Source organism: Streptomyces fulvoviolaceus, assembly GCF_000718165.1.
GTDB classification, from domain to species: domain Bacteria; phylum Actinomycetota; class Actinomycetes; order Streptomycetales; family Streptomycetaceae; genus Streptomyces; species Streptomyces fulvoviolaceus.
This window is the reverse complement of record NZ_JOEY01000021.1, coordinates 31261-56824: the sequence shown is the minus strand read 5'-3', so window position 1 is coordinate 56824 and position 25564 is coordinate 31261. Positions and strand designations below refer to the sequence as shown.

19 protein-coding genes are annotated in these 25564 nt (G+C 70.2%); 5 read left to right on the top strand and 14 right to left on the bottom strand.

The annotated features are described in order from the left end of the window. Positions 1-287: 287 nt before the first annotated feature. Positions 288-2408: a DNA gyrase/topoisomerase IV subunit B gene (locus IG08_RS0122665; RefSeq protein WP_030605464.1), complete on the bottom strand. Its 2121-nt coding sequence runs from the start codon at positions 2406-2408 to the stop codon at positions 288-290. Between the two features lie 440 nt (positions 2409-2848). Between IG08_RS0122665 and IG08_RS0122660 the strand changes: the two genes are divergently transcribed. Further along, the gene (locus IG08_RS0122660; protein ID WP_030605462.1) at positions 2849-3079 is read left to right on the top strand and encodes a DUF7455 domain-containing protein; all 231 of its coding nucleotides are present in this window, start codon (positions 2849-2851) and stop codon (positions 3077-3079) included. A gap of 124 nt (positions 3080-3203) precedes the next feature. Here IG08_RS0122660 and IG08_RS0122655 read toward each other — a convergent pair whose 3' ends face one another. The 7 genes from IG08_RS0122655 to IG08_RS0122625 form a co-directional block, all read right to left on the bottom strand. Further along, positions 3204-4049, bottom strand: coding sequence for a S1 family peptidase (locus IG08_RS0122655; RefSeq protein WP_030605460.1), 846 nt, complete (start codon positions 4047-4049; stop codon positions 3204-3206). Between the two features lie 132 nt (positions 4050-4181). Continuing rightward, positions 4182-5717 (bottom strand): RNA polymerase sigma factor, encoded by a 1536-nt coding sequence (locus IG08_RS0122650; RefSeq protein WP_030605457.1) that lies wholly within the window; start codon positions 5715-5717, stop codon positions 4182-4184. Between the two features lie 428 nt (positions 5718-6145). Then, positions 6146-7033 (bottom strand): FadR/GntR family transcriptional regulator, encoded by an 888-nt coding sequence (locus IG08_RS0122645; RefSeq protein ID WP_078655692.1) that lies wholly within the window; start codon positions 7031-7033, stop codon positions 6146-6148. A gap of 161 nt (positions 7034-7194) precedes the next feature. Continuing rightward, complete coding sequence (locus IG08_RS0122640) at positions 7195-9102, bottom strand: ABC transporter ATP-binding protein (protein ID WP_030605452.1); 1908 nt, start codon at positions 9100-9102, stop codon at positions 7195-7197. A gap of 160 nt (positions 9103-9262) precedes the next feature. Beyond that, positions 9263-10021, bottom strand: coding sequence for an NUDIX hydrolase (locus IG08_RS0122635; RefSeq protein ID WP_030605449.1), 759 nt, complete (start codon positions 10019-10021; stop codon positions 9263-9265). Positions 10022-10151: 130 nt separating this feature from the next. Next, the gene (locus IG08_RS0122630; protein ID WP_234342943.1) at positions 10152-12062 is read right to left on the bottom strand and encodes a glycogen debranching N-terminal domain-containing protein; all 1911 of its coding nucleotides are present in this window, start codon (positions 12060-12062) and stop codon (positions 10152-10154) included. A 1031-nt stretch (positions 12063-13093) separates the two neighbouring features. Continuing rightward, positions 13094-14707: a DUF4192 domain-containing protein gene (locus tag IG08_RS0122625; protein ID WP_030605445.1), complete on the bottom strand. Its 1614-nt coding sequence runs from the start codon at positions 14705-14707 to the stop codon at positions 13094-13096. Between the two features lie 144 nt (positions 14708-14851). Here IG08_RS0122625 and IG08_RS0122620 point away from each other — a divergent pair, with 144 nt between their 5' ends. Continuing rightward, complete coding sequence (locus tag IG08_RS0122620) at positions 14852-17023, top strand: RecQ family ATP-dependent DNA helicase (protein WP_030605443.1); 2172 nt, start codon at positions 14852-14854, stop codon at positions 17021-17023. Between the two features lie 294 nt (positions 17024-17317). Further along, a complete protein-coding gene (locus tag IG08_RS0122615; protein WP_030605441.1) occupies positions 17318-17953 on the top strand; it encodes a hypothetical protein in 636 nt (211 codons plus the stop codon). 235 nt (positions 17954-18188) lie between these two features. On the opposite strand, the gene IG08_RS0122610 is transcribed toward IG08_RS0122615, so the two are convergent. The 3 genes from IG08_RS0122610 to IG08_RS0122600 all read right to left on the bottom strand — a co-directional run bounded on the left by IG08_RS0122610 (position 18189) and on the right by IG08_RS0122600 (position 20312). Further along, positions 18189-18836: a hypothetical protein gene (locus IG08_RS0122610; protein WP_078655690.1), complete on the bottom strand. Its 648-nt coding sequence runs from the start codon at positions 18834-18836 to the stop codon at positions 18189-18191. 68 nt (positions 18837-18904) lie between these two features. Further along, complete coding sequence (locus IG08_RS0122605) at positions 18905-19606, bottom strand: ribonuclease HII (protein ID WP_030605437.1); 702 nt, start codon at positions 19604-19606, stop codon at positions 18905-18907. Positions 19607-19688: 82 nt separating this feature from the next. After that, on the bottom strand, positions 19689-20312 hold the full coding sequence (locus IG08_RS0122600) for a TetR/AcrR family transcriptional regulator (RefSeq protein WP_030605434.1): 624 nt from the start codon (positions 20310-20312) through the stop codon (positions 19689-19691). A gap of 187 nt (positions 20313-20499) precedes the next feature. Here IG08_RS0122600 and IG08_RS0122595 point away from each other — a divergent pair, with 187 nt between their 5' ends. Then, positions 20500-22047 (top strand): MFS transporter, encoded by a 1548-nt coding sequence (locus tag IG08_RS0122595; protein ID WP_030605431.1) that lies wholly within the window; start codon positions 20500-20502, stop codon positions 22045-22047. Positions 22048-22486: 439 nt separating this feature from the next. Here the strand turns inward: IG08_RS0122595 and IG08_RS0122590 are convergent, their stop codons facing one another. The 3 genes from IG08_RS0122590 to IG08_RS0122580 all read right to left on the bottom strand — a co-directional run bounded on the left by IG08_RS0122590 (position 22487) and on the right by IG08_RS0122580 (position 24812). Further along, the gene (locus IG08_RS0122590; RefSeq protein WP_030605428.1) at positions 22487-23392 is read right to left on the bottom strand and encodes an ADP-ribosylglycohydrolase family protein; all 906 of its coding nucleotides are present in this window, start codon (positions 23390-23392) and stop codon (positions 22487-22489) included. Between the two features lie 12 nt (positions 23393-23404). Then, the gene (locus IG08_RS0122585; protein WP_030605426.1) at positions 23405-24064 is read right to left on the bottom strand and encodes a histidine phosphatase family protein; all 660 of its coding nucleotides are present in this window, start codon (positions 24062-24064) and stop codon (positions 23405-23407) included. A gap of 142 nt (positions 24065-24206) precedes the next feature. Continuing rightward, entirely contained in the window at positions 24207-24812 is a 606-nt protein-coding gene (locus tag IG08_RS0122580) for a YdbC family protein (protein WP_030605424.1), read from the bottom strand. Between the two features lie 147 nt (positions 24813-24959). Between IG08_RS0122580 and IG08_RS0122575 the strand changes: the two genes are divergently transcribed. Continuing rightward, entirely contained in the window at positions 24960-25493 is a 534-nt protein-coding gene (locus IG08_RS0122575; RefSeq protein WP_030605422.1) for a TerD family protein, read from the top strand. Positions 25494-25564 lie beyond the last annotated feature (71 nt).

Here is a 25564-nt window from a genome sequence, read left to right as displayed (position 1 = left end):
ATCCGCAGGCCGGGAGATCGGAGCCGGGGTGGATCACGGGTGGATCCCCGAGCGGGCGGAACCTCCACCCACGGGTGGAGACACCCCCGGCAGGCTCCGAGCGACCCGCACCCACACAGCCCGCAGCCCGCAGCCCGCAGCCCGCAGCCGCCAACGGCGCACCCGCCCCACAGAGGCCACCCGCACCCGACGACGAATGCCGCACGGGCGGTGCGGGTGGGAACACAAGCCCGGCCGAAGGCGAAGCCGAGGCCGGTGAAACCCCCGGCCCCAGCCCAGCGCAGCGGCTACGCGTCGATGCGCGACCGGTCCAACGTCGCTGCCGACCCGGAAATGAACTCCTTGCGCGGCGCCACATCGTTGCCCATCAGCAGATCGAAGACCTGCTCAGCGGCCTCCAGGTCGGCGAGGTTGATCCGGCGCAGGGTGCGGTGCCGCGGGTCCATCGTCGTCTCGGCCAGCTGGTCGGCGTCCATCTCACCAAGACCCTTGTAGCGCTGGATGGAGTCCTTGTACCGGACACCCTTGCTCTGGAACTCCAGGAGCTTTTCGCGCAGCTCACGGTCCGAATACGTGTAGACGTACTTGTCCTGGCCCTTCTTCGGCTGGACCAGCTCGATCCGGTGCAACGGCGGCACCGCGGCGAACACCCGGCCGGCCTCGACCATGGGGCGCATGTAGCGCTGGAACAGGGTCAGGAGCAGACAACGGATGTGGGAGCCGTCCACGTCGGCGTCGGTCATCATGATGATCTTGCCGTAGCGGGCCGCGTCGATGTCGAAGGTCCGACCGGAGCCCGCTCCTATGACCTGGATGATCGCGCCGCACTCGACGTTCTTGAGCATGTCCGTCACGGACGACTTCTGAACGTTGAGGATCTTGCCGCGGATCGGCAGCAGCGCCTGGAACTCGGAGTTCCGGGCGAGCTTCGCCGTACCGAGCGCGGAGTCGCCCTCGACGATGAACAGCTCGCTGCGGTCCACGTCGTCACTGCGGCAGTCGGCGAGCTTGGCGGGCAGCGACGAGGACTCCAGGGCCGTCTTCCGGCGCTGGGCGTCCTTGTGCTGGCGGGCCGCGATGCGGGTACGGGCGGCGGCGACCGCCTTCTCCATGACGACCCGGGCCTGAGCCGCGGCATCCCGCTTCGTGGACGTCAGGAACGCCTTGAACTCCTGGGAGATCACGGTGTTCACGATGCGGCGGGCCGCCGAGGTACCGAGGACCTCCTTGGTCTGCCCCTCGAACTGCGGTTCGGCGAGGCGGACCGTGACGACCGCGGTGAGGCCCTCCAGGGCGTCGTCCTTGACGACGTCGTCCTCAGCGACGCGCAGCAGCTTCTTGGCGCGCAGCACCTCGTTCATCGTCTTGGCGATCGCCTGCTCGAAGCCGGCGACGTGGGTGCCGCCCTTGGGCGTGGCGATGATGTTGACGAACGACTTGAGCGTCGTGTCGTAGCCGGTTCCCCAGCGCATCGCGACGTCGACGCCGAGCTCACGGGTGACCTCGGTGGGCGTCATCTGGCCGTGGTCGTCCAGGACCGGGACGGTCTCCTTGAAGGTGCCCTGGCCGGAGAAGCGGAGGACATCACAGACAGGCTTGTCAGTGGCCAGGTACTCGCAGAACTCGCTGATGCCGCCGTCGAAACGGAACGACTCCTCGCCCTTGCTGCCACCCTCACCGAGACCGAACTCGTCGCGGACGACGATGGTCAGGCCGGGCACCAGGAACGCCGTCTGGCGGGCCCGCTGGTGCAGGTGATCCAGGGAGAGCTTGGCGTCCTTGAGGAAGATCTGGCGGTCGGCCCAGTAGCGCACGCGCGTGCCGGTGCGGGTCCTGGGGATCTTCTTGGCCTTGCGCAGGCCACCGGTCTCGAACTTGGCGTCCGGGCCCGCGGCGGCGAAGGCTCCGGGGACACCGCGCCGGAAACTGATCGCGTGTGTGTGCCCGCTGCGGTCCACCTCGACGTCCAGCCGGGCGGACAGGGCGTTCACCACGGAGGCGCCGACGCCGTGCAGACCGCCGGAGGCCGCGTACGAGCCACCGCCGAACTTGCCGCCGGCGTGCAGCTTGGTCATGACGACCTCGACACCGGAGAGGCCGGTCTTGGGCTCGGCGTCGACCGGGATGCCACGGCCGTTGTCCCGGACCTCCACCGAGCCGTCGTCATGGAGGATCACGTCGATGTGGTCGCAGTAACCACCGAGGGCCTCGTCGACGGAGTTGTCGATGATCTCCCACAGGCAGTGCATCAGACCACGGCTGTCGGTCGAGCCGATATACATGCCCGGGCGCTTGCGTACGGCCTCGAGCCCTTCGAGGACGAGCAGGTGCCGCGCGGTGTAGTTGGACCCGTCCCGGTCTGCTCCTGCCAGCAGAGCTGTGGACGGCACGGACGTCTCGGCGGTCACGCGGTTCGCTCCTCGCTGAATTTCAGGTGGGGCCCTTCTGGGTAAGGGCACGGCTTGGGTTGCCGCTCAGAGGGTACCGAGGCCTGGTAGAGCCGTTGTAACGCCACCCTCGTCTGAACGCAGACTAGTCCAGAGTCGCATGCATGTTCGATCCCTCGATGGAGTGAAGTACATATCACGTTCCCTTCCAGGCATGAACCATTTAGGCTCCGGGCACGTCCTCATGAACAACCGGCAACCCAGCCGGGAGGACGAACCTTGACCGACAGCGCGAAACCGTACGACACACAGACAAGCAATACGGCACATTCGCCGCCAACCGGCAGCAGACAGCCGGCCTCGAAAGATTTTTTCGAGTGAAAGCCCCGAGCGGGAACGTTTTAGGGCTGGTTGGATGTTGACCCTGGTACGACAGCTCGTCGAGCTAGAGAAGAGGCGACGTGACTACTGTTCTGACCCCCGCGAGCCCCATGACGGCCGCCGATCGCTGCGACCGCTGCGGCGCACAGGCATACGTGCGCGTTGTACTGCTCAGCGGCGGCGAACTGCTCTTCTGCGCCCACCACGGCCGCAAGTTCGAGCCGGAACTCAAGAAGATCGCCGCTGAAATACAGGACGAGACGGAGCGACTGACGACCGCTCCTGCAGCCGCCTCCGAAGAAGAGCGCTGACACTCGCGTTCCACGACGAGCCAGCTCCGGCACAGGCCGGCACAAGGGCGGCTGTCCCTGCTCCCAGGGGCAAAGCCGCCCTTACTCGTACCCGACGAGGCCTCTCGGCCTCGGGGAGGCGCCCTCAGGTGGCCCTGGGGGCGCCTCCCCACTCCAACGTCCGCATGACGTCCGACACACGCGTGTAGACGCCTGGACTGCCCGCACGCCCACAGCCGCTCCCCCAGGACACGAGCCCGATCAGCTTCCCCCGGGCGACCAGCGGCCCCCCGCTGTCCCCCTGGCAGGCGTCTCGCCCACCCCGCCGCTCTCCGGCGCACAGCATGGAGTCGGCGAGGTAGGTGCCGTCGGCGCTGCCCGGGTAGGCCTCCTCGCAGAGCGCGTCGCGCAGCACGTGCACGCGTGCCGCCCGTAGCCCGCGCGCGTAGTCACCGGCGCCTGTGACGTCGCCCCAGCCGTAGACCGTGGCGCGGGTCCCCGGTTCGTAGGCCCGGTCACCGGCGGCCGCCATTCCGATGACCGAGCTCTGCGACAGCGGCTCGGTGAGCGTGAGCACGGCGAAGTCCCCTGCGTTGGTCCCGCCGTCGTAGTCCGGGTTCACCCAGGAGTCGCGTACGGCGATCTCCTCGCCCTGGTCCGACAGCAGATCCGTACGGCCCGCGATGACCTTGAGGTCGCGGACCCGGTTCGGCGGCGCTCCCAGGACGTCGTCGCCCAGGCAGTGGGCCGCGGTGAGCACGGTGGTCCGGCCGACCGCGACACCGCCGCAGAACTGCCCGGCCCGCGTACCTCCGAACCGGTCACGGCTGGACAGCGCCACCGTCCACGGGCTCCTGGACACGTCTACCGGGAAACTGCCGACGACGATGCTGTCGGCGGCCACAGGGGCCGCGGACACCAACGGTATGGCGGCCGCCACGGCCGCCATGACCAGCGGCCGGGCCAGCGCCCGGGCAATGGGACGACGCATGCATGCTCCTCACTCCGGGGTGACGATCGGGTGACGATCGGAAACCCAGAGTCATGCAGAGCGCCCCCGCGCGCAGCACGAAGGCCCGGCTCCCTGGCGGGAACCGGGCCTTCGACGTCGTAGAACCGTGGCCTAGTCGAGGTAGTCGCGCAGCACCTGGGAACGCGACGGGTGGCGCAGCTTCGACATGGTCTTGGACTCGATCTGGCGGATGCGCTCACGCGTGACGCCGTACACCTTGCCGATCTCGTCGAGGGTCTTCGGCTGACCGTCGGTGAGACCGAAGCGCATGGAGACGACGCCCGCTTCGCGCTCGGACAGGGTGTCCAGGACGGAGTGCAACTGCTCCTGCAGGAGCGTGAAGCTGACCGCGTCGGCCGGGACGACGGCTTCGGAGTCCTCGATGAGGTCACCGAACTCGCTGTCGCCGTCCTCGCCCAGGGGGGTGTGCAGCGAGATGGGCTCGCGGCCGTACTTCTGGACCTCGATGACCTTCTCGGGGGTCATGTCGAGTTCCTTGGCCAGCTCCTCCGGGGTGGGCTCGCGGCCCAGGTCCTGGAGCATCTGGCGCTGCACACGCGCGAGCTTGTTGATGACCTCGACCATGTGCACCGGGATACGGATGGTGCGGGCCTGGTCGGCCATGGCTCGGGTGATCGCCTGACGGATCCACCAGGTGGCATACGTGGAGAACTTGTAGCCCTTGGTGTAGTCGAACTTCTCGACCGCGCGGATCAGACCGAGGTTGCCCTCCTGGATGAGGTCCAGGAAGAGCATGCCACGGCCGGTGTAGCGCTTGGCCAGGGAGACCACCAGACGGAGGTTGGCCTCCAGAAGGTGGTTCTTGGCGCGGCGGCCGTCCTCGGCGATGATCTCCAGCTCGCGCTTGAGCTTCGGGGCGAGCTTGTCGGCATTGGCCAGCTTGTCCTCGGCGAACAGACCGGCCTCGATGCGCTTGGCGAGCTCGACCTCCTGCTCGGCGTTGAGCAGCGGGACCTTGCCGATCTGCTTGAGGTAGTCCTTGACCGGGTCGGCGGTGGCACCGGCCACGGCGACCTGCTGGGCGGGCGCGTCGTCCTCGTCGTCGTCGGAGAGGACGAAGCCCTTGTTCTCGGCCCCTTCCTCTTCCTCCTCGCCGGGCTTGGCATCCTCGAGGACCTCGTCCTCGGCGACCTCGGCGTCGTCCTTGCCGCCGGTCGTCTTCTTGGCCGCCGTCTTCTTGGCGACGGTCTTCTTCGCGACCGCCTTCTTGGCGGTCGTCGTCTTCTTGGCGGCGGCCTTCGTCACGGGCGCCTCGTCCTCGACGGCGGGCTCCGCCGCGGGCGCCGCCGGGGTGGCGGTGGCGGTGGCCTTCTTGGTGGTCACCGTCTTGGCCGCGACCGTCTTGGTGGCGGTGCGCTTGGCCGGACTCTTCGCTGCGACGCTCTTTCGGGTGCGCTTGGGCTCCGCGGCACTGACCATCAGCGTCACACCCTCTTCCTCGAGGATCTGGTTGAGGCTGCGCAGTACGTTCTTCCACTGAGTGGCCGGAATCTGGTCAGCTTCGAAGGCCCGACGCACGTCATCGCCGGCGATCTGCCCCTCAGCCTTTCCCCGCTCAATGAGCGCCATGACAGAGACGGACTCGGCGATCTCCGGCGGGAGCGTACGGGATGTGCTGGCCGACACGAACAACCTCTCGGAACGTTGGAAAACGGCTTCCGGCCCCGTCCACGGCGGACAGGAGCCGACCACCGGCCTGGAAAAGGACCGACGGCGCGGGCGGGGGCCGGGAAGATACACAGCGCCTGAATCGGCGTCCGTATTCCCTCCGCGGCTGTCACCTCTTAGGTCATCGCGCTGTTCCCACGAGCGTTACGCCCAATCTGCGTGGCCCGAGTCACACCCCGTAAGCGCTCAAAAACGGTCAGACACGGGCAGAGGCGGTCACCAGTAGCCCTGGCCGGGGCGCTTCAACAGATCTGTCACCTCATGCACCGTCGGACCCCGCAGGATCCCCGGGAGGGTCCTGCGGGGTCCGACGGAGGCGGTTCGGCGACCGAGCGATGTCACAGGAGGGGGGAGACATCCTCGGCCGCACCGCCCGCGGTGTGCAGTCAGTGCTCGCGCGGCGCGGGCACCACGCGCTCCACCTCGGGGTGGACGATGAGCAGCTGACGCATGGCGTTCTCGGCAGCCATGCCGTCCCCCGCGGCGAGGGCGTCGGCGATCCGGCCGTGGTGCGCCAGCGACGCCTCGGTCGGCCGGTCACAGCCGGTGACCGGGCCGCCGGAGACCTGAAGGGCGGCCGAGACGATCCCGGAAAGGTGCTCCAGCATGCGGTTGCCAGCGACCTGGATGAGCAGGGAGTGGAACTCGGCGTCGGCCCGGGAGAAGGTGAGCGCGTCACCCTGCCCCATGGCGTGGCCCATGATCTCGACCATGTCGCCGAGGCGCTGCTGGATGTCCTCGCGGCCGTGTCCGGCGGCCAGGCGCGCGGCCAGCGGCTCGATCGTCCAGCGCAGCTCGCTCAGCTCGCGGCGCTGGTCGTCGCGCTGCGGCCCGAAGGCCCGCCATTCGATGATGTCCGGGTCGAGGAGGTTCCAGTCGCTGACGGGGCGCACGCGCGTGCCGACGTTCGGGCGGGCACTGACCAGGCCCTTGGCCTCCAGGACTCGGAGCGACTCACGGACGACGGTGCGGGAGACCTCGAAACGCTGGCCGATCTCCTCGGGCACCAGCGGGCGGTCGGCGCCCAGGTCACCGGAGACGATCATCTGGCCCAGCTGCTGGACGAGTTGGCCGTGGAGCCCGCGTCCGCGACTGCCGGCGGCGCGTCGGCCCATCCGGCCCAGTTCAGGGTCCGAGCCGTCCCACATGGGGGCGCCGACGCGGTCGGCGGCCGGGGCCTCGGCATACGGGTAGCGGTCGAGTTCGCCCGGGCCGGCCAGACCGGAGTCGGCGGAGCGGGCGGCGGTCATCATGGTGTGCGCAAGGGTACTCACGGATCCTTTGTCGGCGCCGTTCTCAACTCCCTTGAGGTCTTTGGTGAAAAGCACACGAAAGGGTGATCGCTCACCCCGTCGCAATTGACGCCTTATCGGAAAGAAATGGGCTTTCCCGGGGAGTTGTGCGCAGGTCGGAACCGGAAGGGCACGGACGGTCGTCATCGGACCCTGCTCCGGAGGGTCGTGAGCAGATATGCACAGAGCAGGGTGGTCAGCGACAACGTCAGCGCACCGCCCACGGGTTGGACGAGCACACGTGCGACGCCGGTCAGATAGCGCTCTCCACCGAAGGGCCACTGCAGCAGGAACACCTCGCGCAGCCGTGCGGGAAACCCGGCCGCCGCCCGCACGGACGCCCCCTCCAACGCCTTTTGCACGAGGGGTACGACAAGAATCGGTACGGCGACCACCGCAGCGAGCCCCGCCGTGGTGGACCGGAAGACGCCTGCGGCCAGGACACCGGCCCAGGCACACCCGACGACGAGCCCGAGCCAACTCGCGCTCAACGACAACCAGTCGGCCGGAACTTCCGTGAGCTCCCGTCCGTAGACGAGATAGAGCACTTCGGCGTCGCAGCCCACCGTGAGGAAGGCCAGCACCAGAGCGGTGGCAGCGGCGACGACGAGTTTCGCGGCGAGCAGCCCCAGCCGGCGGGGCACGGTGCCGCGGTCCGCTGCCAGGGCGGGGTGGCGGAACTCGTCCCCGAACGCGAGCGCGCCGAGCAGTCCCGCACCGAGCGCTGCGGGCGGCAGCGGCATTTCCCGGGGCCACGCGGCCAGCAGACGCGGCTGCGGGGTGTGACCGACACGGGCCAGGAATACGGCGGTGAGGGCGGACGTGACGAGGACTGCGGCGGCGGTGAGAAACCCCGTCCCGATGCCGGCGGCGCGGCGCAGCTCGTAGCGAAGCGGACGCAGGGGGCTGGGTGCGGGGCGGACGGAGATGGGGGGTGGGAGGGGGGACAAGGGATCGGTGGCCTTGAGGGCCGCGGCGGAGCGGAGAGCTGCGTGACCGCCGCCGACTTCCGGACCACTGCCCGTTCCCTGGCCGGCGGGAATGCCTCTCTCGACCGCACCGGCCGACGGGCCGGCTTCCCCTGCCCTCTCGGGCTCGGCGGAGTCCGATGCCGTGCCGTCCGGCTGCGTGCCCTCGGACCCATGGGGCGCCTCCGCGGGAAGCAGCCCCGCACCCGGTCCCATGTCCCCGAGTTCGTCGGCGAGTTGGTGGACCAGGATGCCGTGGCGAAAGGCGGTCTCGCCGACGTCGGCACATGTACTGCCGTACACGGAGAGACGGTTGCCGTCCTCCCGGACGACTTCCACGGAGCGCTGCGCGGTTCGGGCCTCCTTGGCGAGCAGGGCCGCAAGGCGACCGGCATGAGGGCTGCGGACGGCGACTCGGGGGCGCAGTCGGGTGCGGGCGAATTCCGCGGCCTCCTGGTCGGCGGCGAGTCTGCCCTGCTCGAGCGTGACGACGCGGTCGGCGGTGCGCGCGGCTTCCTTGGGCTCGGACGTGGTGAACAGGACCGTGCCGCCCTGGGCCGCGTGCGCCCGCAGCATGCCGTGCAGCCAGTGGCTTTCGCGAGTGGAGAGCCCGTCGGCGGGATCGTCGAGCAGCAGGGTGTGAGGGTCCGGCAGCAGGGCGCAGGCGAGGCCGAGGCGGCGGTCCATGCCGCGCGAGAGGGTGCCGAGCCGTTCGTCGCGCAGACTGACCAGGCCGACGACTTCGAGGACTTCGTCGGCGCGCCGGACCGGAACGCCCGTCGCGGCGCACAGCATGCGCAGGTGGCCGCGGACCGTGCGGGCGGGATGGCCCGGCACATCGCCCATGAGCACGCCGACCTCCCGCGAGGGATGGGCGATGCGGTGCAGGGGGCGGCCTCTGAAGTAAGTGATGCCACGGCCCTGTTGGAGTTCGAGCATCAGTCTGAGCGCCGTCGTCTTGCCCGCACCCGGCGCTCCGAGAAGCGCGGTGACACGGCCTGCGCGCGCTTCGAAGGACACGTCGTCGACGGCGGGCGGAACGTCCTTGCGGGAGTTGCTGGTCAGTCCGAAGGCCTCGATCACCCGCAGCAAGATAGCGCGCTATGTCCGGTTTTTAGGGCACCGCAAGGCTCGCCCCACAGCGGGGCGATCAACTGCTCGGACCAGTGTTCGCCGTTCGGAACAGGGGCCGAACATGGTTCGGCCCCGGGCTGGTTCCGCACCCGTCTCCTGGGCCCCGGCGTCACACCTCGGGGCGCAGCATCGGAGGGTTGAGCAGGGTGGCGCCACCGGCCCGGAAGAGTTGGGCAGGGCGGCCGCCCTGCCTGGTGGTCGTACCGCCTGTGGGAACCAGGAAGCCCGGGGTGCCCGTCACCTTGCGATGGAAGTTGCGCGGATCGAGCGCCACGCCCCAGACCGCTTCGTAGACACGGCGCAGCTCGCCGACCGTGAACTCGGGCGGGCAGAAGGCGGTCGCCAGCGACGAGTACTCGATCTTCGAGCGGGCGCGCTCCACACCGTCCGAAAGGATCTGCGCATGGTCGAAGGCGAGCGGCGCGACCGGTTCGCCGTTGCGGCCGTAACCGCCCTGCTCCAACAGCTCCTCGACGGGGGCCCAGCGCGCGTTGCTGGCGTCGCCGCCCGCCCGGGGAGCGGGCAGGTCGGGGGCGAGTGCGAGATGGGCGACGCTCACCACACGCATCCGGGGGTCGCGCTTGGGGTCGCCGTAGGTCGCGAGTTGTTCCAGGTGGGCGCCGTTGTCCTGGACGGGGACGGCCGGATCGTGGGCGCGCATGCCGGTCTCCTCGGCCAGTTCACGTGCCGCCGCCTGTGCCAGATCCTCGTCTGCCCGTACGAAACCGCCGGGAAGTGCCCAGCGCCCCTGAAACGGCGCCTCTCCCCTGCGCACCGCCAGCGCACACAGGGCATGGCGGCGCACGGTCAGCACGACCAGATCCACGGTGACGGCGAAGGGCGGAAAAGCTGACGGGTCGTAGGGCATGCGGCGATCATAGTCGTCTGCTTGACGATAAACACTCCCTTCGTCGGCCGCATCGGCAGCTGATCCACGTCGGTCCGGCAGGGGTCGTTCGATGCGCTCCCGACACCGTCGGGCGCGACGTCGTACGAGGTCACGCTCCCAGTTGCAGGCCGTCGGCCGCCTCTTCAACCATGGCCAGACCGAGTCGGCTGACCCTTACGGAGAAGGGGGCGCCCGCGACTCTGAGTCCTGTCAGGCCGATCTCGCCGAGCGGTGCGCTGCGCACGGGGCGCAGCGTGACCGTTCCGGCCGGGGCGTCGGGGCGGATTCCCGCGAGGGCGGTCAGCAGGAGGACCCCGGTGGCCGCTGCCGTGGCCGAGGGGCGGCAGGCCGCCGGATGGGGCAGGGGAGCGCTCCCGTCGGTGCGCTGCTCCCCCGCGTACATCTCGGGGAGCCGGTGGCCGAAGCTGTCGGCCGCGGCAAGGAGGCCCCGCAGCAGGGAACCGGCCTCCTTCTCATAGCCGGCGGCGGCCAGGCCCGCGACGGCGACCGCCGTCTCATGGACCCGTACGGAGCCGGTGCGGTGACCGAACGGGTTGTATCCCGCCTCCTTCGCGCCCAGTCCGCGCAGTCCCCAACCGGAATCCATGGTCGGGCTGCCGAGCAGCCGGGCGAGCTGTTCGGTCTGCACTCTGTCGAGCAGCCCGGGCGCCTGCTCGCCCCCGCCCACCAGCCCGGTGTCGAGCAGATGGACGGTGGTGGCAGCGAGCTGCGGCACCAGGCGTCCGTCCGGGGCGGCGGCGGCCGCTGGTCGACCGCCGCCCCGGTCCTCGACCCAGAAGTCCTCGCGGAAGGCCGTCCGCAGCTCCCGGGCCCATTGCCGCAGCCCTGCACCGCCGGGTCTGCCGAACGCGTCGAGCAGGTCCGCGCCGAGCACCGCCGCGCGGTGGGCATGCGCCTGCGTCTCGCAGCGGAGGGGGCCGCCGGGCTGCGGATCGCACAGGTACGTCCCCTCCCCCACGGCCGTCCGCAACCAGCTCAGACAGAGCTCGGCCGTCGGCAGCAGCTCCTCCGCCTCCTCCTGCGGGAGCCCCCAGCGGTGAGCCTCCGCGAGGAGCACGGGGAAGAGCAGGGTGGCTTCCGTGCCCGTGCAGCCGGGCGGGAGATGCGGCCCCGCGTCCCTCCGCGGCCCGGGAATCATGCCGGACTGCGCCGCAGGGCCCCGGAGTTGGGTACGCGCGAGTGTGCGGAGCGTTGCCGCGGCGAGCCGGGTGCCGAGCGGCAGCGCCATCCGGGCGGCGACGAGCGCCTCGGCCGGAGCCAGGCCGCAGCGCCAGGGGACGCCTGCCGCGAGGTGCGTGTCGGTGGGATGGGCCGGGTCGCGCAGCAGCAGGGCCTGGAGGTCGTCGATGCTCGTGCTCAGCAGCGGCTGGACTCCGGGGTGGTCGCCCGTAGCCCGCGCCGGGGCCAGGGGACTCGTCGAGGCGCGTCCCGCGGCCCGGACGGGGCCCGCGCCGTCCGGGCGCACCCGCAACTCCAGGCTCGCCGTGCCACCCGGGGGAAGGTCGAACTCCCAGCGCAGCAGGCCGGCCGACGCCAGTGCGTCGGCGGGCGGCGGATTGGCCGTGACCGATGCGCTGCCGGCCGCGCAGGACCAGCGCAGGCCGGAGTCGTGGACGCTCGCGGCCAGTTCGGGCCCCGCACGGCCTGACGCGATCGCGCCCAGGTCCGCGAGGTCCGTGCCGAGGGCCACCTCGACCGGCAGGCGCAGCGGACGGGGAGCCGCACTGCGCAGCGTGATGCGTTCCGTCCCGTCCGCATGACGTGTTCGTTCGACGACGACGTCCGGGTCCGGACCGGATCCTGGGGAGGCGTGCAGGGTTCCCACGAAGCGTGCACGGTCCGCCGCGGTCGTCCAGGCCTGGACGGCGACGGGTTCGCGGCCTGCGACCCGGACCTGGCAGCGGGAGAGCACGCGCCGGCCGGCACGGTAGAAACCCTCCAGCCCCTGCCCCGTCAGCTGCCCTTGATCCGTGGAGATGGCGAGGCCCGGGAGCGCCACGCAGATGATGGCGGTGTGTGCGGGAGGCAGGTCGACGGAACGTCGTGGGCCCGGGGACGGGGTTGGCGAGGACGGTGGCAGGGGGTTGTGGGGAGCGGGCGAGGACGGGCGAGGAAGACGGCCGGTGTTGGAGGGCAGAGGTCGGCCCTGGGCCCCCGGCGAGGAGGGGCTTCGGCTCTGGTCCGGAGGCAAGGGCCGGTTCAGGTCCATGGACAGGGGTCGAGATGTGCTCGTGGCCGAGGGCTGCTCGTGCCCCGTGGGCCCAGACGGACGTCGTTTCGGCTCCGTGGAGCGAGACGCCGGCCGGTCCCGCTCCGTGAGTAACGGGCTGCGGCCATCCCTGACCGTCTGCGAGGACGGGTACGCGGCGGGCTCGGCCTCCGCGGACGTCCGGCTTGTGCCGTTCGGGAACCTCGGCTCGGGTGTGCTCGCGTCCGCCGCCCGCGGCAGCGGGCCGGCATCACCGCTCCAGGGCGGCGCAGGCATGTCGAGGGCTGGACGGTCGTCGGCGGCGGAGGGCGGCGTCGGCTGGTGCAAGGGGCGCTTCCTCTGCGCTCTGTGCGCCTCGGGCGTGTTCGGCGCCGGGTGCGGGGCTCCTGAGGGACAAGGGTGGTCCGGCGGCACAGCCCGTCCAGGCGTTCCGCCACTCAGGTGAACGGGGCGGACCTCTTCGGAGTCACGCCCGCGGGTACGGAAGCCGACCGAATGGCCGCGCGGCTGGGCGTGCCGGTCCGCGACGCCTGTCGCCTCTCTCTGGTCGCCACCCTTTGCCCGGCGTGCGGCGATGTCCCTGGCCGACCCATCGACCGCGCGCCGGCAGGCACCCCCGACGGCGACCGGGACCGCCGCCGTGCCCTGGCTTCGCCCACTGTCCGGCCACCGGCGGCCGACCTCACGCCGCACCCACTCGCCGACCGACCTGAGGAACCGGACCACCGCCCGCGTCGCCCCATCAGCGCCCCGGCGACGAAAGACCGACCACTCCGGCGCACCGCGTTCCCACACGGGACCACTACTCCCCCAACAACTGCTCATCCCTCCCCCTCAACAGCGTCACCCCCGGCCCGCGCGCCGCCGGAGCAGGTCCCGCGCCGACGCGTGCCTTCCTTGCCCGAAGTCCGCGAACGTGTGCCTCCTGCCCGCTGAGGAGCGGGGCGTGTACTGCCCGACGCCCGTGTGCGGGGGCGGGATTCATCCGCTCCGGACGGTCCTCCTTCCGCCTCCGCGGGGTGCGAGCGGGCGTCGGGGCGAGTGCCTGAACGTGTCCGCCGTCGACGGCGGGAGGCCGTGTCGGACAAGGGCACCGACCGAGCCCCACCTGCATCGGCCGTGTCCTGCTGCGCCGACACCTCGGCTTCCTGTTCGTCGCGCGCTCGTCCGGCCCCCGACGGTGCACGTCCGTCGCGTTCCGCGCGCAGACACAGACGAATCGACTCCGGATCCAGTCCCTCGTTGCAGGCCTGGTGCAGGAGACGGGCGAAAAGGTAACCGGGATCCGCGCCGAGTGCCATGGCCAAGGCTTCCCTGGCCTCGATGTCGTCGCCTGCCGACCACGCGACCCAGCCGGCCAGGGTGAGCGGCGCCGCAGCGTGTTCGCCGTACGGTCCGACGCAACGACGGGCCAGCGCCCGCCACAGCCGCAGGGCCAGGCAGGCCTCATCTGCCTCCATCCACTCGGCCGCGCGGTCGCGGGTCACTCGGTCCTGCAGGCCGAGGATCAGGGCCGCAGCTTCTTCGTGTCCGAGCAGTTCGTCGTCGCGCAGGTCCGCCTGGAAGGTGCCGGCGACGGGTGGTGCTCCGGCGAACCGACCCAGGATCCGCTCGGCGAGCGCCAGCGTCTCCTCGGCCACATCCAGCCGGCTCGTTCCCTCGAGCATCCTGGGGACCAGCGCCATGCTCGTCGCGTCCAGTGCGACTTCCTGTTCCAGCGCGGCTGCGGTTTCCCAGGGCTGCAGCCTGGCCCGCAACTCGCGCAGTGTGCCCCGGACTTGCAGCCCGGCGTAGGTCGCCGCGGCGGCCAGCACGGAGGTGCCGGGCAGCCCCATCGGCAGTCCCTCGACGGGACAGCATCCCTCGCTCGGGCAGCAGTAGGACCAGAATCGGCTGTCGGAGATGCACAGCGCCTCGATCACGGGCACATCGAGCCGGCCGCACTCCGTACGCAGCAACGCGGCCAGGGGAGCCAGTCGCTCCATGATCTGCTTCCCGGACTCGCCTGCCGCCGGTTCCTGACAGAGGTAGGCGACCATCTGCTCGGGCTTGGCTCCTCTGCGCTCGCTTCCGGTGATCAGGCCGTGGGCCAACTGCCGTGCCACTGCGGCCCAGTCGTCCTTGTTCGTGGGAATACCGAGCCGGGCCCGGCCCCCGAACCGGCCGCGTCCGCTCCGGTCGTGCAGGGCGACCAGGACGATGCTGTCCTCGGGGCGGTACCCGAGCAGATACGGCAGGGCGTCGGCCAGTTCGGACGGGGTGCGCAGGGTGACTTGGTGCTCGCTCTCGTGTGCGTCGTACGTGACGCATTCGACGTGCTCGCCGGTCCCGGCCTGCCCGTCGCCCCCGCCGAGTCCGTCCTGCTCCTCGCACCCGTCTCGTCCGCCGATGTCACCGTTCCCGGAGGATCCAGTCGTTTCGCTGTGATTCGTCATGCGCCGACGATCTCGCGGATTGCGAAGTTCCGCTTCGACCTGTGGATAAGTCCGACCATGCCCACATCAACGCACTGTCGGCTGTCGACTCGGCCGGTCCGGCGTGTGCCCCGACTGTCAGAGGCGTCCTGTTGTATGGGACGCATGACGCACACGAGCAACGCGGAGCTTCGCACGGCGGCCGACACGGTCCTCGCCCGACTGGTCGGGGACAACACCGGGTCGGCGCGACTGCGCGAGGACCAGTGGCGGGCCATCGAGGCACTGGTCGCGGACAAGCGCCGTGCCCTCGTCGTCCAGCGCACGGGATGGGGCAAGTCCGCGGTGTACTTCGTGGCGACCGCCCTGCTGCGTGAGCGCGGCGCCGGCCCGACCGTGATCGTCTCTCCGCTGCTCGCGCTCATGCGCAACCAGGTCGAGGCGGCCGCCCGCGCCGGCATCCGGGCCCGGACCATCAACTCCTCCAACACCGAGGAGTGGGAGACCATCCGGGCCGAGGTCGCCGAGGGCACGGTGGACGTGCTGCTCGTGAGCCCCGAGCGGCTCAACAACCCGGACTTCCGCGACAACGTACTGCCCGAACTGTCCGCCGCCACCGGACTCCTCGTCGTCGACGAGGCCCACTGCATCTCCGACTGGGGCCACGACTTCCGCCCCGACTACCGGCGGCTGCGCACCATGCTCACCGATCTGCCGGCCGGCGTTCCGGTGCTCGCGACCACGGCCACCGCCAACGCGCGTGTCACCGCGGACGTGGCCGAGCAACTGGGCACGGGGACCAGCTCGGACGCGTTGGTCCTGCGCGGGCCGCTGGACCGCGAGAGTCTCAGCCTGGGCGTGCTCCAACTGCCCGACGCGGCCCACCGGCTGGCCTGGCTAGCCGACCATCTGAACGACCTGCCGGGCTCCGGCATCATCTACACCCTCACCGTGGCCGCCGCCGAGGAGATCACCGCTTTCCTGCGACAGTGCGGGCACACCGTCGCCTCGTACACGGGCAAGACGGAGAACGCCGAGCGCCAGCAGGCCGAGGAAGCCCTCCTCGCGAACCGCGTCAAGGCGCTGGTGGCCACCTCCGCGCTCGGCATGGGGTTCGACAAGCCTGATCTGGGCTTTGTCATCCACGTGGGCTCGCCCTCCTCCCCCATCGCCTACTACCAGCAGGTGGGCCGCGCCGGACGCGGCGTCGAACACGCCGAGGTGCTGCTCCTGCCCGGCCGCGAGGACGAGGCGATCTGGGCGTACTTCGCCTCTGTCGCGTTCCCACCCGAAGAAGCGGTGAGGCGCACTCTCGACATCCTCGCCCGCGCGGACCGGCCGCTGTCGCTGCCCGCGCTCGAACCTCTGGTGGAGCTGAACCGCACACGCCTGGAGACCATGCTCAAGGTCCTCGACGTGGACGGCGCCGTCCACCGCGTCAAGGGCGGCTGGGTCTCCACCGGCGCGCCTTGGTCGTACGACACGGAGCGCTACGCCTGGGTCGCCAAGCAGCGCGCCACCGAGCAGCAGGCCATGCGCGACTACGCCGCCGCCAAGGACTGCCGCATGGAGTTCCTACGGCGGCAGCTGGACGACGAGCAGGCGGCGCCCTGCGGCCGCTGCGACAACTGCGCCGGACCCCGTTTCACGGCCGACGTCTCCGCCGGCGCCCTGGACACCGCCGGTGGCTCGCTCGCCCGTGCCGGCGTCGTGGTGGAGCCCCGCAGGATGTGGCCGACCGGGCTTCCGGCCATCGGCGTCGACCTCAAGGGCCGAATCCCGCCCGCCGAACAGGCCACCCCGGGCCGGGCGCTCGGGCGCCTGTCCGACATCGGGTGGGGCAACCGGCTCCGCCCACTGCTCGCTCCGCACGCCCCGGACGCTCCCGCCCCCGACGACGTGGCGAGCGCCGTCGTGACAGTGCTGGCCGACTGGGCCAAGGCACCGGACGGCTGGGCATCCGGCGCTCCGGACGCGCCGGCCCGCCCCACAGGGGTGGTCGTCATGCCCTCGCGCACCCGGCCCCAGCTGATTCAGTCGCTCGGCGCCCGCATCTCCGCCGTCGGCCGTCTCCCGATGCTGGGTTCACTCGCGTACACGGACCACTCCGACGACCTGTCCGTGCCCCGCTCCAACAGCGCCCAACGCCTCCGTGCACTGCACGGAGCACTCACCGTGCCTCCGGCACTGCGGGACGCGCTTCAGGCCGCGAACGGCCCCGTACTGCTCGTCGACGACATGACCGAGACCGGCTGGACCCTCGCGGTCGCCGCCCGGCTGCTCCTGCGGTCCGGTGCGCAGGGGGTGTTGCCACTGGTGCTGGCCGTACGCGGCTGAACAGGCACCGAACGTGATGCGCCGCCACGCGCACGTGGCGCTTCCAAGTCCCACGTGTCACGCTCGGAGGTCTCACGCGTCGCCCGGCAAAACAGTGGGTAAGGATATAAGCCACGAACCGCCCGATTAGGGTCGGCGGGCCCAATTGCTCGTTGCCGCAACCAAGTTCGACAGGAAGAATCGAAGTCCGCTCCCCGCACGGCTCGCCCGTGGTCCGGTAGGGCTCTGCTGCGGTGTGCGCTCCCCCGAATCCGACCCCGCCCGCAGTGTGGGCGCGTAGCCGAAGGGAGGACCGTGTCCTTCGGATTCGCTCCGTCCTCCGCGGCGTCCACGTCGTCGTCAGCCGATCTGTCCGCCGCATCCTCCAACCCTCTGGCCCGCCTGCTCGAGCCCTCCGAGTGGGCCGCAGCCGGTATCCCCCTGCTGCGCAACCCTCGCGAGGTAGTCAGCGGGCTGCACTCCCGGCACCGCCCCAAACCGGCGACCGCGATCGTGGCGGTCCTCGACCCGGACGAACGCCTGCAGGCAAGCGCCTCGTTCGCTCGCCGTCCGGCCCCGGCCGACGGCTGGATGTTCCGCAACGCACTGCTCGCCCAGTTGCGTCGGGTGATCCCGCACGATCTGCGGCGCCGCACCCCGGTCCGCACCGCCGTGCTGCTCTACTGCCGTGAGGGCGACGCGCGTTGGACGGAGGAGGACGGAGCATGGATGTGGGGCCTGCGTGACGCCTGCACCCTGCACGGGCTGCGCTGCGGGGCGTACATCACGCTGACCCGGGACGGCTGGCAGGTCCTCGGTGAGGGCCGGGGCGGACGCCGCCCCAACTCGGACTCCGCGCCGGAGCCCTTCGGCCTGTCCGAGGCGCCGCCCCCGCTACCGCGCACCGGCGGTGCCGCCTCGGACGTCCTGCGCCGCGCGGCGGCCCGCTGACACGCATCGACCGAGCGTCGTAACTCCTGGCCGTACGTCCCTGTGTCGTACGGCTACGACGCCTTTCGGCACACAACGCACGCACCGAAGCCGCGGGAAAGCGGACCTCGGCACCACACCGGCGAACAGGGCGCCCGTGCACATGCGCGCACGCCGGAATGTCCGCCGTGCAGGTGCCGCCACAGCGGCACCTCTCGTCACCCGCCGGCGTCCCCTCGGACGTACCTGACCTGACTCAGACGCCTGCGCCCAGTACCGAGTTGATCTGCTGCGGGTCGCCGCAGACGATCAACAGGGCACCGGCTCTGGCCAGGGCCAGCGGAAGGGCGTCGGCGGCAGCGGCGGCGGGGCCTCCGTTGACGGCGACCACGACCACGGGACGGGACGCGGCACGGGAGGCCACGGCGGCGTCCGCGTAAAAGACGTCGTCGCCCGCCTCGTGCTGCGCCCAGTAGGCGGCTTCGCCGAAGGACAGTTCGTGGGCGGCCCACGGGTGGTGTTCGCCGGTGGTGATCACCAGCACGTCACCGGGGGCACGACCCGAATCCAGCAGCAGGTCGACGGCTTCCTCGGCAGCGTCGAGCGCACCCTCGGCCGAGGCCGGGATCAGCTGGATCTGCGGGGTCGCCGAAGCCGGAGCCGAAGCGGAGGCAGCAGGGGCATCAGGGCCCGACGGTCCGGGCTGAGCCACGGCCACATCACGCGGCGCGCGTTGCACCGGCGGCGCGGGCCGCAGTGGGCCGTGACGACCGGGGCGCGGCGGGGCCGCAGGGCGGGGGCCGGGTACGGGGCGAGGGGTCGGCGCGGTGCGGCCGCTGGCCGGAGTGGCGCGGGGACCCTGGGCACTCTCGTGAATCTGAGGCTCCTCGGGAATGAGAGGCATGAGCTGATATTTATCAAACGTTGGCACGGCTCGCGTCAGCGGGTGGCACATGAGTGCGAGCGGGATCGTCAGAAATCGAAGCCGAGCTGACCTTCGATCGCCGGAACGCTTCCCTCCGCCCAGCTGCGGGCCTTCTTGAGGTGCCGCCACTGGGGCAGCGCATCAAGATACGCCCACGACAACCGGTGATACGGAGTGGGGCCCCGCACCTCCAGCGCGGCCTTGTGAACGGGCGAGGGATACCCGGCGTTGGCCGCAAAAGCGAAGTCTGCATGGTCGATACCCAGTTCGGCCATCATTTTGTCGCGCTGAACCTTGGCGATCACCGAAGCCGCCGCGACCGCCACACACGACTGGTCCCCCTTGATGACCGTACGGACCTGCCAGGGCGCTCCGAGATAGTCGTGCTTCCCGTCGAGGATCACCGCGTCGGGGCGGACCGGCAGGGACTCCAGGGCACGCACCGCCGCGAGGCGCAGCGCGGCTGTCATGCCGAGATCGTCGATCTCCTCCGGGGAGGAGTGCCCGAGGGCGTACGACGTCACCCAGGTCTGCAATATCCCGGCAAGCTCGGTGCGCCGCTTGACCGTGAGCAGCTTGGAGTCGGTGAGACCTTCGGGAGGCCGGCGAAGTCCGGTGATCGCCGCGCAGACGGTGACGGGGCCGGCCCACGCGCCGCGCCCCACCTCGTCGACACCGGCAATGATCTTCGCTCCGGTCGTGGCGCGGAGGGAGCGCTCGACGGCGTGTGTGGGTGGTTCGTACGGCATGGCGCCCTTAGCGTACGCCGCCTGGATCACGCTGCGACACCCCGGTTTCCCCGAGTCGCGTCAGGAGCCCCACGACCCTCGATCACACACCGCTCGGGCGCAGCAGCGGAAGCACCAACTGGTCGATCATCTCCTGGAGATCCAGATCGCTCCATTCGCATGCGCGCATCTTCGATCGGTACATCATCATGGCGGGGATGGCGTCGAAGACATAGCTGTTCGCCGCATCGGATCGCACCTCGCCCCGCTCGATTCCACGGGTGATGACCTCGCGGAGCAGCTTGACGGTGGGCTCCACGACCCCTTCGAAGATCACGGCATGGAAGCGTTCCGCCTGGATTGGATCGCACTCGTGAATTACCGCGCGCAGCGCGAATCCGGGGCGCGAGAACATCGCCTCACGCGCCTGCCGGCACAACTCGAGCAGATCCTCACGCACGCCACCCAGATCCGGCGCCTCCTCGAAGCGCGGCAGTCCGGCCTGCAGCGCGTCCGCGACGAGGTCCTCCTTGGACGGCCAACGACGGTAGACCGCCGCCTTGCCCGTCTGGGCGCCGGCGGCGACGCCCTCCATCGTGAGGCCGTTCCAACCGACCGTGCTGAGCTGCTCCAGCGCGGCGTCGAGGATCGCATGCTCGAGCACGGCGCCGCGTCGACGGAGGGAGGCCGTCTGAGCGGGGGCGGCCGTCCAGCGCGAGGTAACCATCTGACTGTCTCCAGCGAACAGAGGAAGCGGGGATTCCGGGGATGGGGGACGTACCGCGCGGCGACACGGGGGGACACGCCACGCGACAACGACGTAAGTGAACGCTTGCGTTCACTAGTGGGGACTCACTACGGTTGACGCGACAGTGAACGCGATCGTTCACTAACGCACTTGTGGGGGACCCATAGTGACAACCTCTCAGTTGATTAAGGACCAGAAACCAGGTGCGGCCCGCCGGGAGGGACATCCCGGCATCGCGCTCACCGTCATCGCGGCCTGCCAACTCATGGTGGTACTCGACGCGACGATTGTGAACATCGCCCTCCCGCACATTCAAGAAGCGCTCAAGTTCAGCACGACCGACCTCACCTGGGTCGTCAGCGCCTACACGCTCACCTTCGGCGGCCTGCTGCTTCTCGGCGGCCGGGCAGGTGACATCCTCGGTCGCCGCCGGGTCTTCATGACCGGCATCCTCCTGTTCACCTTCGCCTCGCTGCTCGGCGGACTCGCCCAGGAGCCCTGGCAACTGCTGGCTGCACGCGTCCTTCAGGGCGTGGGGGGCGCGATCGCATCGCCCACCTCGCTGGCGCTCATCACCACGACGTTCCCCGAAGGACCCGAGCGGAACCGGGCCTTCGGCGTCTTCGCCGCCGTCTCCGCAGGCGGCGGTGCCATCGGCCTGCTCGCGGGCGGCATGCTCACCGAATGGCTGGACTGGCGGTGGGTGCTCTTCGTCAACGTGCCGATCGGCGTGCTGATCGCCGTGCTCACACCGCTGTACATCAGCGACTCCGAGCGGCACAAGGGCCGGTTCGACATCGCGGGCGCGATGACCTCGACGGCAGGCATGGCCCTGCTGGTCTATGGCTTCATCCGCGCCGCGGACGAGGGTTGGCGGGACAGCCTGGCCATCGGATCCTTCGGTGCCGCCGTGGTGCTGCTGCTGGCCTTCGCGTTCATCGAATCGCGCGCCAAGGAGCCGATCACCCCGCTCAGGATGTTCGCCGACCGCAACCGCTCGGGCACGTATGTGATCATGCTGAGCCTCGCCGCGGCGATGTTCGGCATGTTCTTCTACATCGTGCTCTTCGTGCAGAACGTGCTGGGGTACAGCCCGATCAAGGCCGGTCTCGCCTTCCTCCCCGTGACGGTCGTGATCGCCGCCGGCGCGGGGCTGTCGCAACGGTTCCTTCCGGTGCTCGGTCCCAAGCCATTCATGCTCGCGGGCTCCGCGCTCGCCGTGATCGGACTGGGCTGGCAGGCCCTCATCAGTTCCGACAGCTCGTACGTGGGCGGAGTCCTCGGGCCGATGCTGGTGTTCGGCTTCGGTATGGGCCTGAACTTCGTGACGCTGACCGTCACCGCGGTCTCCGGAGTCGCCCAACACGAGGCAGGGGCCGCGTCCGGCCTGCTCAACGCGACGCAGCAGGTGGGCGGTTCGCTCGGTCTGTCCATCCTGACCTCGGTGTTCGGATCGGCCAGCAAGGACGAGGCGGAGAAGCAGATGCCGAACTTCCTCGCCGACGGTTCGGCGGAACAGAAGGCGGAGTTCGCCAAGACGCAACAGCTGCCGTCCCCTTGGGGGCACGAGGTGCTCGCCCAGGGCATCTCCACCGGCTTCATCGCGGCCGCGGCGATGGCCGTACTCGCGCTGGCCACCGCCTGGTTGGTGATCAGGGTCCGCAAGAGCGACCTGGAGGCACTGGCCGGCACGGCGGGTCCGGGCCTCGGCTGATCCACCCCGGTTTGCGAGGAGCCGCGGATGGCCGGACCAGGTCCGGGAAACCGACGGCGAGGACGACGGTCCGGCCATCCGCCCACCACCAGCGGGACGCGGCAGGACACAGCCCCCGCGGGCGTACGACAGCCAGGGCGCAGAGATCACGCGGAGGTACCGTGGCCGGGGCACGCACCACACCCCGGCCATCACGGTCATCACCGCGATCGCGGCCAGTGCGACGATCACGAATCCCAGCACCACTCGCATGACCACCCCCTGTGCCTCTCGCGTGTCATCCGACTGTGCGAACCCACGCCTCACACAGCGGATGCCACGACAACGCCCGAGTGGTCACGCAGAGTTCCCGACATGCACAGAGAGTTCCCAAAGGCCAAGGCTCCGGCCGACGGACGGCGAGCGAGGCCAGGCCCGACCGGATGTGCAGCCACTCCGTTCAGGGAACCGCAGTCACCCAGCCCGGAACGGCCTCCGTCTGCTCCACCCACGAGGCGGGCGGCGTCCCGGCCTTACCGGCGGCGATCACCCCGCCGACGATGGCACAGGTCGTGTCCACGTCGCCGCCGACCTGAGCGGTCGTCCAGAACGCCTGCTCGTAGTCGCCCAGGGACCGCGCGGCCGACCAGAGCGCGAAGGGCACGGTGTCGTGGGCCGTCGTGCGCCGCCCGCAGCCGAGAACGGCCGCGACGGTGGACGCGTCTCCGTAGTCCAGCATGTCCCTGGCGCGCCGCAGCCCCGCGCCGACGGCGCTCTTGGGAACGAGCGCGATGACACCGTCGAGGAGCGCCTCGGGGCTGGGCGGACCGCCGGGGCCGGCGGCCAGCGCGGCGGCCGCGGAGACGGCCATGGCGCCGACGACGGCCTCACGGTGCTGATGCGTGGGATACGCCGAGATCTCCGCCTGATGGGTCGCCTGCTCCGGGTCGTCCGCGTACCAGGCCCCGAGGGGCGCGATCCGCATCGCGGCGCCGTTGCCCCAGGACCCCCGCCCGTCGAAGAGGGCCGCGGCCAGCTCACGCCAGTCGCCGCCCTCCCGGACCAGCCGCAGCAGGCGGTTGACCGCGGGGCCGTAGCCACGGTCGAAGTCGTGATGGTGGGCGAAGGAATGGGCCAGTGCGTCCTGATCGATGCGCCGGTGCGCAGCCAGGACTGCGACCACGGAGCAGGCCATCTCGGTGTCGTCGGTCCACTGCCAGGGGCCGGGCGGCAGCTCGCGGCGCTTCAGCAACGGGTAGTTCACCGGAACGAAGAACTGTGAACCCAGCGCGTCCCCCACCGCTAGTCCGCGCAGGCAGGCCAGGGCGCGTTCCAGGCGCCCGTCGGGAGAGGAATCAGGGGTCATCGATCTGCCACTCTATCCGGTGATCCCGTACGGTTCCGGATCTCGCCAGCTGTCAAAAGGCCGGTCAAGTGCGTACTTGCCGTCGTCTCCGAGAACGAGCATCCGCATCTCGGCGTTCCCCGGGTTGGACAGCGACTCGAATTCCGCGACCGTCCAGTGGAACCAGCGCATGCAGAACAGCCGCATGGCAAGGCCATGGGTGACCAGCAGCACGTTGGGTGGATGGTCGGGGGCCTCGAAGCTGCGGTACAGGCTCTCCAGGAAGCCTCCGACCCGGTCGTACACGTCGGCCCCGGACTCGCCCTGGGCGAATCGGTAGAAGAAGTGGCCGTACGCGTCCCGGTACGCCTTCTGGAGCCGTACGTCGTCGCGGTCCTGCCAGTTTCCCCAGTCCTGCTCACGCAGCCGGGGTTCCTCGCGTACGCGTATCAGCTCGGGGTCCAGGTGGAAGGCCCGCAGGGTCTCGTGCGTACGGCGGTAGGGGGAGACGTACACGCTGACGCGTTCGCGGCCGAACACCTCGCGCAGCGGTTTTCCCGTCTCCTCTGCCTGCTGCCAGCCCCGCTCAGTCAGAGCCAGGGCATGGTCGGGTTCACGCTCGTACACAGTGTCATCAACATTGCCCGTTGACTCGCCGTGCCGGACAAGGACGATGCGCCGTGGTCGTGCCATGCCAAAACCCTAGATCGAGTGAAGGCCTACCGAGCACTCGTACGCGCTCCATACGGCGTAGGTCACACACTTCCCGCACCAGGGATCACACCAGGACACACGTTTAGCAGGACATTAGGCGCACGTTTAGTGGGTCCGGATTTCAAACCGTCCAGGTCGGTTCCAGGTCCACGATGTCGCCCGTGAGGGCCGCGACGTCCGCCTCCGTCTGGGCCCGCAGGGCGAGCCGCTCCACGCGCTCCGTCCGGTATTTGCCGTGCTCGGCGGCCGAGCGCCACATGGACAGCACCAGGAACTCACTCCCCGGTGCCTCACCGAACAGTCCGCGGATCATGCCGGGCGAGCCGGCCATCGCGGGGTTCCAGACCTTCTCCTGCATGAGGGTGAAGTGCTCGGCGCGCTCCTCGTGGACACGGCAGAGGGCGACGCGCAGCAGGTCGGCGTCCGTGAAACGGGGTTCGAAGCCGGTCTTCACGTCGAAACGGTGGTCGAAGAGCCTGACCTGGGAATCCTTGAAGGTGCCCGACTGGGCCGACGCGAGCCGGTCGTGCGAGCGGGCCATGAAGGAGTCGTAGAAGGCGCGGCTCTCCCAGAAGGCGAAGATGTGCGCCACTCCCGGCCGTCCCCGGCTCCAGCCTCCGCCCTGTCCCCGAAACCCCGGCTCCCCCAGAAGCCCCGCCCACTTTCGCTGCCCCCGCTCGAAGCCGCGGCGGTCCACCACGGTGCAGCGAATCCACTTGACCAGCACCGCGCCATCGTAAGGCCACGGAGCGTGGCGCCGGTCACGCTCGGGCGCAGAGCTCTCCCGCAAACGCCCCGCTCACGTGACAGGATAGGCAACCGGCCTCGCCCGCCCGGCAGTTCGGACCAAGGACACAGGGGGAAGGGAAGTCTGGTGAACGGCATCAACAAGGGGATCCGCAAGGTCGAAGTCGCACTCAAGTGGGACCCGAGTCCTGCAGGGCAGCCGCCCACCGATCTGGACATCGTCGCCGCGACCTATCTGGCGAGCGATCCGTACGGTGCTCCCGCCTATGTAGTGCACTTCGACAGCCGCTCCCCCGACGGCACCATCTATCTCAACCGGGACAGCAAGGACGGCAAGGGTTTCGGCTGGGACGAGGTCATGACGCTGGAGCTCGACCGCCTCGACGGCCGGTACGCGCGCGTGGTGGTCGGAACCGTGATCCAGCAGCGTTCCACGCACCGGACCTTCGTCAGCGTGGTCAACCCGGCTCTGCGTATCCGTGAGGGCTACACCGTCCTGGCCGAGGACGAGTTCGGCGATGTCCTCGGGGCGACGGCGGCGACGGTCGGGGAGTTCGTCCGCGAGGGGGCCGGCACCTGGGACTTCCACCCCGGCATCCACGGTTTCGAGGACGACCCCGCGACCTTCACGGCGACCATGGGCCGCGCGCACCAGCCCTGACTCTCGACGGTCGTACGACAGGAAGGGGCGCCGCCGCAAGGCAGGCGCCCCTCCTCAAGAGCTACCTGCCG

Excerpts from the sequence above, each read along its gene's own strand:
- IG08_RS0122655 (WP_030605460.1), bottom strand. The coding sequence starts at position 4,049 with ATGCGTCGTCCCATTGCCCGGGCGCTGGCCCGGCCGCTGGTCATGGCG.
- IG08_RS0122635 (WP_030605449.1), bottom strand. The coding sequence starts at position 10,021 with ATGCCCTACGACCCGTCAGCTTTTCCGCCCTTCGCCGTCACCGTGGAT.
- IG08_RS0122625 (WP_030605445.1), bottom strand. The coding sequence starts at position 14,707 with ATGACGAATCACAGCGAAACGACTGGATCCTCCGGGAACGGTGACATC.
- IG08_RS0122620 (WP_030605443.1), top strand. The coding sequence starts at position 14,852 with ATGACGCACACGAGCAACGCGGAGCTTCGCACGGCGGCCGACACGGTC.
- IG08_RS0122610 (WP_078655690.1), bottom strand. The coding sequence starts at position 18,836 with ATGCCTCTCATTCCCGAGGAGCCTCAGATTCACGAGAGTGCCCAGGGT.
- IG08_RS0122605 (WP_030605437.1), bottom strand. The coding sequence starts at position 19,606 with ATGCCGTACGAACCACCCACACACGCCGTCGAGCGCTCCCTCCGCGCC.
- IG08_RS0122600 (WP_030605434.1), bottom strand. The coding sequence starts at position 20,312 with ATGGTTACCTCGCGCTGGACGGCCGCCCCCGCTCAGACGGCCTCCCTC.
- IG08_RS0122590 (WP_030605428.1), bottom strand. The coding sequence starts at position 23,392 with ATGACCCCTGATTCCTCTCCCGACGGGCGCCTGGAACGCGCCCTGGCC.
- IG08_RS0122585 (WP_030605426.1), bottom strand. The coding sequence starts at position 24,064 with ATGGCACGACCACGGCGCATCGTCCTTGTCCGGCACGGCGAGTCAACG.